The sequence below is a fragment of the Pseudomonas sp. NPDC087639 genome (genome assembly GCF_044743385.1).
Taxonomy (GTDB): Bacteria; Pseudomonadota; Gammaproteobacteria; order Pseudomonadales; family Pseudomonadaceae; genus Aquipseudomonas.
On record NZ_JBIUWI010000021.1, the window covers coordinates 38,798 to 45,746 of the forward strand.

A 6,949-nucleotide genomic window follows, 5' to 3' on the forward strand; every position below is an offset into this window, starting at 1 on the left:
GATCTTTCGCCGCGCTCAGGCGCGCGTCGATTTGGTTTACGAGTCAGTGTGGACTCACATGATGCTCCCGAGCTGCCTCGCAGATGTCTTAACTGATCAAGATCAGCCTGCGGCCTAACTTCCTTCAATCAAAGCCCGTTCTTCCAGCCAAATCTCTTGAACAAACTGATCTGTAATCGCGTAAATCCCATGCCCGCGTCGCATGATGATGTTCTCGGCAACCAGCGCAATCACTACCGGTTGAATCTCTTCGACCCGCACCTCTCGCCCGACTGACTTTGAATATTCAGCCGCTGCGTCTGTGGAAAAAATTCCGCGCGCATCGCCTTTCGTAGACGCGATTCTGTTGAATATGGCTTGAGCCAGGCTGCCCAGTTGCTCGACTTTTTCCAGCTCGATACTCGCCGCCGCCGAACGCAATGTGCTGGCTATTACGGGTAGAAACAGATCGGGTTCACCCTCTTGCTGCAGAAGTTGACGTAGAGCCTTCAGCATTTCTTCAGGTCGATTTCCCAAAGTGTTGAACGCTTCGACAGCGGCTTCGAGGGACGGCAACTTGTCCTTCTTCACTGTCATTGCGAGTCGGTTGAGCAGGAATTCAACGTAATCGCCTTTCAGCAATGGATAGGCTGCTGACGTGGCCCCGGAAAAGGCGTGGTTGCGTTTGGCGGTCAGTTCGCTGACTTGCGCTCTGTGGGAGCCGGTTCCGATGAACAGAAAGTAGCCGGGAGTATTGGGGCGGGGGTTGATTGCATCGCGGGCGGCTTTGAGTGCCAGCAGCAGTTGATTACCGTCGTCTGAGGAAATGGCGTGCTGCACTTCGTCAATGATCAACACCAGATCAGTCTTGGCTTGATCTACTACTTCGGTGAGTGCTTGGGCCAGTGTCGGGCCGTCGGCGCTGCCAATGCTGTCGAGTTTGAAGCCGAACTTAAATCCAGCAGCGCCGATTTCAACATTGCTGACGCGCTTGAAGGTTTCCAAGGCAGAGGAACCCGGCGTTTGCAGGTCTTTCAGGGTTTTCTGGATGGCGTTGTGCACGAGCGTTGCCGGGTTGGCCAGAGTGTCGCTCCATAAGTCGACATAGATGACTAAAGCACCTGCATCTTCCAGTGCTGGGATGAGGTCGTTTCTCAGAAAAGTCGTTTTGCCTGTGCGGCGCAGGCCAGATAGAAATAGGCCTGAGCGCAGACCTTCGTCGAGTACGCCTGGATTGAGAAGCTGGTTTGCCATTGACTCAGCCAGTTCAGGACGCTGAAAAATGCTGCTCATACGATTACACCTTTTTATGTGTACACCATAATTATTGCTATTTCATAATTTAGCATAAAGACGGAAATGTGAACTGTCGGTTCAGAGTCCGCGCTTTCGAAGTGTGTAAGAGGAAGTGTGGCTAATCGCGCGAAGTGCGAGGGGAGAAGCTATTTTCACTGAGGGTGAAACTGCCAGGAATATAAACACACCAGAAACAACAAAGCCCCTGCATTTCTGCAGGGGCTTCGTTTTGTATGGTGCCGGCACCAGGAGTCGAACCCGGGACCTACTGATTACAAGTCAGTTGCTCTACCAACTGAGCTATACCGGCGTGTGGGCGACGATTATAGCGATTGGGAAGATCCTGTAAACCCCTGAATTCAGACTATTTTTGCGCAGGCTTCGAATCAGGCTCTGCGCAGGACGTTGCGCAGTTTCTGAACGGTGCGCCAGGCGCGACTGTTTTGCATGGCGCGTAGCTGTGCTTCGGCGTGTTCGGCCCGTTGCAAGGCGGTTTCGAGGTCGGGATTGACGGGGTGGGCGAGGGCGTGGCCCTTGCAGAGCTGGAAGTTGTCGAGGTTGCAGGGCGGGAGGTCGAAAGCGGGTTTGAGGTTGAGGTGTTCGTCTGCAAGGAAAAAGCTGTTGAGGCCGTCGAACAGTACATTCTGATAGCCCGCGTCGGTGACCAGATGTTCCCAGGTATGGTCGCGCTCCCACGGGGTTTCGATGAGAATGATCCATGGGCGGAAGCGGCTGAAGTCCATGCCGCGCAGGACTGTTTCTTCGTGGCCCTCAACGTCGATTTTCAAAAAGTGTATGGGACGGTCGGCCGCATGCTCTTCGCAGATAGAGCTGAGGGTGCGGGCCTTGACGGTGAGACTGTGCACATCCATGCCGAGATTCTTGCGTTCTTGTGCAACGGCGGGGTCGGCAGTGGAGAGTCCGGTATCCGGGATGCTGTAGAACGTTACTTCGCCGGGCTGATCACTGGCAATGCATTGCAAGGTCTCGTCCCGTGGACGCTGTTGACGTAAGGCGTCGTGGTAGTTCTGCACTGGCTCGACATTGATCCCGTGCCAGCCGCGATCATAGAAGGCTTTGGTGACCGAATCGTGGGTCGGATCGTTGGCGCCGACATCGATATAGAAGCCATTTTCAAAGTATCTGAGGGCGCGCCACAGGCGGATGTCTTCGAAATTCTGTGCGTAAGAAATGAACGTCACGGTCGCTTCCTGTCGGTCTGATTTTTTCTTGTTCGTGCATGCGCTGGTGGCACGTTGTGATCCTGTATAGCAAGGGTCTCAGGCGGCTGCAATTATTCACTTTACCGACCTACTAATAGGCGGTTATGCCGTTTTGGTTGGCTGCTTATGCACAACACGCACGGCATCAAACGTGCTTGGCGACGATTTTGTGGACATGTTTTCAATTTGTTCGCAAATCACTGTTTTACAGGTTTTTTATCTATGTGAACAAAAAATGACCAACAGTGATAATGCCTCGAAACAGGCAGAGATATTGGATCCACAAGAATTCTATCAACAGAGTTATCCACAGGCGCTGCGTGTTTAAGCGCGTTCGGCCAGCAGCAGGAAATTGCGGGGGGTAAGCGCGGTTTCACAGAAGACGCCGAGGCGTACGAAGTATCCCTGCTCGACGAGGAAAAGTGCGCGATCCAGATTCAGCCAAAGCTCCAGTGGCCGTCGAAATAATCCTCGCAGTAATTCCAGGTTGCGAACTTCGGCTAACCGCTGCCAACCAGCAGCTTCAAACGCTGGCCAGTCTTGCGTCCCGATTGTGGATAACTCTTTTAGCGCAGCCAGATCGCGGCAGTAGTCAGCAAACGGTTTGTCCAGCCACGCGCTCGGTAGCGAGGGGGTTGGCAGGTATTCATCAATGCCGCGCGACTGCCGTTGTAACAGGTCGAAGGCCAGGCGTCGGGCCATCGACGTGTCGCGCTGGCGCCTGACGCGTGCGCCGGCGGTGACGGTTTCGCTCATTGGCAGTGCCAGATCGTCCCGCGACAGCTGTAGGGCGGACTTCAAACCTGCACAGGACAATGCTTGATACGTAGTGCGATTGATCCGGTTGAAGCAGCACGGGGCGATGGCCAGTTGGCGGCAGCCGCTGGCGGAGGCGAGTTGCATCAGGCGCACATGCAGATCGCCGCAGGCGTGCAAGGCGATCGGTGTGTGTTCAGCGTTCAATAAAGACGCGGCGTCCGACGCTGTCACGTCCTGTTCGATGTGCAAGGCATGCAGATGATGGCGCTGACTCAATGCCTGACCGCTGGCGACCAACGAAGGATCGTATTCAACGCAGGTCAGTTGTTGACCGTCACCCAAAAGACGTCGACCCAAGTGCCCCTTGCCGGAACACCAATCGAGCCAGTGGGTCGGTTGCGACGCGAAGGACAGTCGACTGGCAAACGCTTCAATCTGCTGCCATTTGCGCCCCGGCACATCGACATTCAAGCGATGGCCCGCAGCTTCCAGCGCATATCCGGGCAACTCACCGACCGCACCCAACTCAGCCGACAGCGCTGCCAATGAAGCGAACGGCTCAGGTGCATCGGCAAGATCAGCAGGTTGGTTATGAGCGTTTTCCGCATCCTCCAGCGACCGCCCGCGTAGCCACAAGGCCAACTCCGGGTAGGACGCTTCCCATGGAAGCTGCAAGTAAGTGAACGGTCGAGGTTTCCACAACGCCTGATGCGTCGTGAGAAATGAGTCCAGTGCCGTGAAGCGGGCGAGTAAGTCCTCGCCCGTCAGCACGTGGGACGTTTCAGCGCCCTTGGCAGGCATCGACGCGCAGCCAGCGCTCCAGCAGCTTGAAGCCGCGCACCAGCACGTAGGACATCAGCAGATAGAACACGCCCGCCGCGAAGAAAATCTCCACCGGCAGATAGGTGCGGGCAATGATCGTGCGCGCCATGCCGGTCAGTTCCAGCAGGGTCACGGTGCTGGCCAGCGCGCTGGCCTTGAGCATCAGGATCACTTCATTGCTATAGGCCGGCAGGCCGATGCGCGCCGCACGCGGCAGGATGATGTAGAACATCGCTTTGGGTTTGGACATGCCCAGGGCGCGTGCTGCTTCGATCTCGCCCGGTGGAATCGCCTGGATTGCGCCGCGCAGGATTTCGGCGATGTACGCCGCCGTATGCAGGGTCATGGTCGCGGTGGCGCACCAGAACGGATCGCGCAGGTACGGCCACATTGAGCTGTTGCGCACAGCGTCGAACTGCGCGAGGCCGTAGTAGACCAGGAACAACTGAACCAGTAACGGCGTGCCACGGAAAAAGAAGATGTAGGCGTAAGGCAAAGCGCGCACGTACCACAGCTTTGAAGAGCGGGCGATGCCTAGCGGAATCGCCAGCAGCAACCCGGCGATCACGGCGATGGCCACCAGTTCCAGGGTCAGGGTCGCGCCCTGCGCCAGTTTCGGCAGCCACTTGATGATGACTTCCCAGTTCATTGGGTGCTCCTCGCGAAGCCGCGAGCGGCGCGTTTTTCCAGGAAATGCATGCCGGTCATCGCCAGCACGGTCAGGCCGAGGTACATCAGCGCGGCGACCATATAGAAGGTGAACGGCTGTTTCGATACGGTCACGCCGATCTGCGCGTGACGCATGATTTCTTCCAGGCCGATTACCGACACCAGTGCGGTGTCTTTCATCAGGATCATGAACAGATTGCCAAGGCCCGGCAGGGCAATGCGCCACATCTGCGGCATGATCAGTTTGGTGAATATCCGCCATTTCGACAGGCCCAGGGCCACGCCGGCCTCACGGTGACCTTTGGGAATGGCGAGGATCGCGCCACGAAACACTTCCGTGGCATAGGCGCCGAAGCACAGGCCCAGCGCAATGACGCCGGCAGCGAAGGCGCTGAGTTCCAGATCGGGATTGCCGAAAAACTCACCGAGCGCGCGCATCAAGTTGACCGTACCGAAGTAGATCAACAGCACCCAGAGCAATTCCGGGATGCCGCGCACCAGCGTTGAATAAAAGCCGCCAAGCCATTGCAGCGGCTTGTACGGGGAAGTTTTGGCCAAGGCGCCGAGCAGACCGAGCACCAGCCCCAGGCACAGGGCCGAGAGTGCCAGTTTGACGGTCATCAGCGCGCCAGCGGCGAGCGCCGGGCCGAATCCGTAGAGGTCGATAATCATGGATTTCTGTTCAAATCGCGGCAGGCAGGGCCGGGAGCCTGCACCGTCAGATAACGGCGCAGGTCCCGCAGGTCAGGATCAGTAGATGCTGAACGGGAAGTACTTGTCGTTGATCTTCTTGTAGGTACCGTCAGCGACGATTTCCTTAAGCGCAGCGTTCAGCTTCTCGCGGATCGGGTCGTCTTTGCGTACAGCGATACCGATCTTGTCGCTTTCTTCTACCGGGTCGCCCTTGAATTCGTAGGCTTTGCCGGCGTCGCTTTTCAGCCACTCGTAGTTGACGTATTTGTCAGCGAGGATGCCGTCCAGACGACCGGAAGTCAGGTCGAGATAGGCGTTTTCCTGGGTGTCGTAGAGTTTCACTTCGACGTCCGGCATGTTGTCTTCCAGGAAGGTGCCGGCCAGGGTCGCGCGCTGGGCGCCGATCACTTTGCCTTTGAGGGAGTCCTTGTCAGTCTTGAACTCTTTGTCCTTCAGCGCGATGAATTGCAGCTTGTTGGAGTAGTACGGCTCGGTGAAGTCCACCGCGCCCTTGCGCTCTTCGGTGATCGACATCGAAGAGATCAGGAAGTCGAATTTCTTGGCGTTCAGGGCCGGGATGATCCCGTCCCAGTCGGAAGTGACCACGGTGCATTCGACTTTCATCTTGGCGCACAGGGCGTCGCCGATGTCTTTGTCGAAGCCGACCACGTTGCCGCTGGCGTCTTTATTGTTGAACGGCGGGTAGGCCGCTTCGATGCCCATCTTCAAGGTTTCGGCCATGGCAGCGGCGCTGAACGCCAGGGTAACGGCGGCGGCCAGGAAGACCTTTTTAAAATTCTGCATGCATGTTGCTCCGTTAGCGGTTGCTGGACATGAATTGTTTGCAGCGCGCCGAAAGCGGGTTTTCGAACACCTGCTGTGGCGATCCTTGCTCTTCTACCAAGCCCTGATGAAGGAACACCACTTCGCTGGAGACCTGACGGGCGAAGCCCATTTCGTGGGTCACGAGCAGCATGGTGCGGCCTTCTTCGGCCAATGCGCGGATGACACTAAGTACTTCCTGAACCATTTCCGGGTCAAGGGCGGAGGTGGGCTCGTCGAACAGAATCACTTTCGGTTGCATCGCCAGCGTGCGGGCGATGGCCGCACGCTGCTGCTGACCGCCGGACAATTGCGCCGGGTAAGCATGGCGCTTGTCAGCGATGCCGACCTTGGCCAGCAGCGCTTCGGCGACTTCGATGGCCTCGGCTTTGCTCTGGCCGAGCACGCGGCGCGGGGCTTCGATGATGTTGTCGAGCACGCTCATATGCGGCCACAGATTAAAGTTTTGAAATACAAAACCAATCTCGGAGCGCAGGCGATTGATCTGCTTGCCGTCGGCAGCAACCAGTTCGCCATTCTTGGTGGCTTTGAGCTTGAGTTCTTCACCGGCGACCAGAATCTGGCCCTGATGCGGGTTTTCCAAGAGGTTGATGCAACGCAGGAACGTGGACTTGCCGGAACCGGAGGAACCGAGGATCGAGATCACATCGCCGTCGCGGGCGGTC

General features: G+C 57.1%; 7 protein-coding genes and 1 tRNA gene. All 8 read right to left on the reverse strand.

From position 1 onward, the window contains the following. Nucleotides 1-114 precede the first annotated feature (114 nt). Complete coding sequence (locus tag ACIOVB_RS11565; RefSeq protein ID WP_401267730.1) at nucleotides 115-1,272, reverse strand: AAA family ATPase; 1,158 nt, start codon at nucleotides 1,270-1,272, stop codon at nucleotides 115-117. A gap of 237 nt (nucleotides 1,273-1,509) precedes the next feature. Beyond that, nucleotides 1,510-1,585 (reverse strand) — tRNA-Thr (locus ACIOVB_RS11570). Between the two features lie 76 nt (nucleotides 1,586-1,661). Continuing rightward, nucleotides 1,662-2,477, reverse strand: coding sequence for an FkbM family methyltransferase (locus ACIOVB_RS11575; RefSeq protein ID WP_401267733.1), 816 nt, complete (start codon nucleotides 2,475-2,477; stop codon nucleotides 1,662-1,664). A gap of 345 nt (nucleotides 2,478-2,822) precedes the next feature. Beyond that, nucleotides 2,823-4,058, reverse strand: a complete 1,236-nt coding sequence (locus ACIOVB_RS11580; RefSeq protein ID WP_401267735.1) for a methyltransferase — start codon at nucleotides 4,056-4,058, stop codon at nucleotides 2,823-2,825. Further along, nucleotides 4,039-4,728, reverse strand: a complete 690-nt coding sequence (locus ACIOVB_RS11585) for an ABC transporter permease (protein WP_187678898.1) — start codon at nucleotides 4,726-4,728, stop codon at nucleotides 4,039-4,041. The genes ACIOVB_RS11580 and ACIOVB_RS11585 overlap by 20 nt, the downstream gene beginning before the upstream one ends. Beyond that, complete coding sequence (locus tag ACIOVB_RS11590) at nucleotides 4,725-5,420, reverse strand: ABC transporter permease (RefSeq protein ID WP_187678897.1); 696 nt, start codon at nucleotides 5,418-5,420, stop codon at nucleotides 4,725-4,727. The genes ACIOVB_RS11585 and ACIOVB_RS11590 overlap by 4 nt, the downstream gene beginning before the upstream one ends. 78 nt (nucleotides 5,421-5,498) lie before the next feature. Beyond that, nucleotides 5,499-6,245, reverse strand: coding sequence for an ABC transporter substrate-binding protein (locus ACIOVB_RS11595; RefSeq protein WP_401267738.1), 747 nt, complete (start codon nucleotides 6,243-6,245; stop codon nucleotides 5,499-5,501). Nucleotides 6,246-6,258: 13 nt separating this feature from the next. Continuing rightward, nucleotides 6,259-6,949 (reverse strand): ABC transporter ATP-binding protein (locus ACIOVB_RS11600; protein ID WP_401267741.1); only part of this gene is annotated, 691 nt, incomplete at its 5' end.

Excerpts from the sequence above, each read along its gene's own strand:
- ACIOVB_RS11590 (WP_187678897.1), bottom strand. The coding sequence starts at position 5,420 with ATGATTATCGACCTCTACGGATTCGGCCCGGCGCTCGCCGCTGGCGCG.
- ACIOVB_RS11585 (WP_187678898.1), bottom strand. The coding sequence starts at position 4,728 with ATGAACTGGGAAGTCATCATCAAGTGGCTGCCGAAACTGGCGCAGGGC.
- ACIOVB_RS11565 (WP_401267730.1), bottom strand. The coding sequence starts at position 1,272 with ATGAGCAGCATTTTTCAGCGTCCTGAACTGGCTGAGTCAATGGCAAAC.
- ACIOVB_RS11595 (WP_401267738.1), bottom strand. The coding sequence starts at position 6,245 with ATGCAGAATTTTAAAAAGGTCTTCCTGGCCGCCGCCGTTACCCTGGCG.
- ACIOVB_RS11580 (WP_401267735.1), bottom strand. The coding sequence starts at position 4,058 with ATGCCTGCCAAGGGCGCTGAAACGTCCCACGTGCTGACGGGCGAGGAC.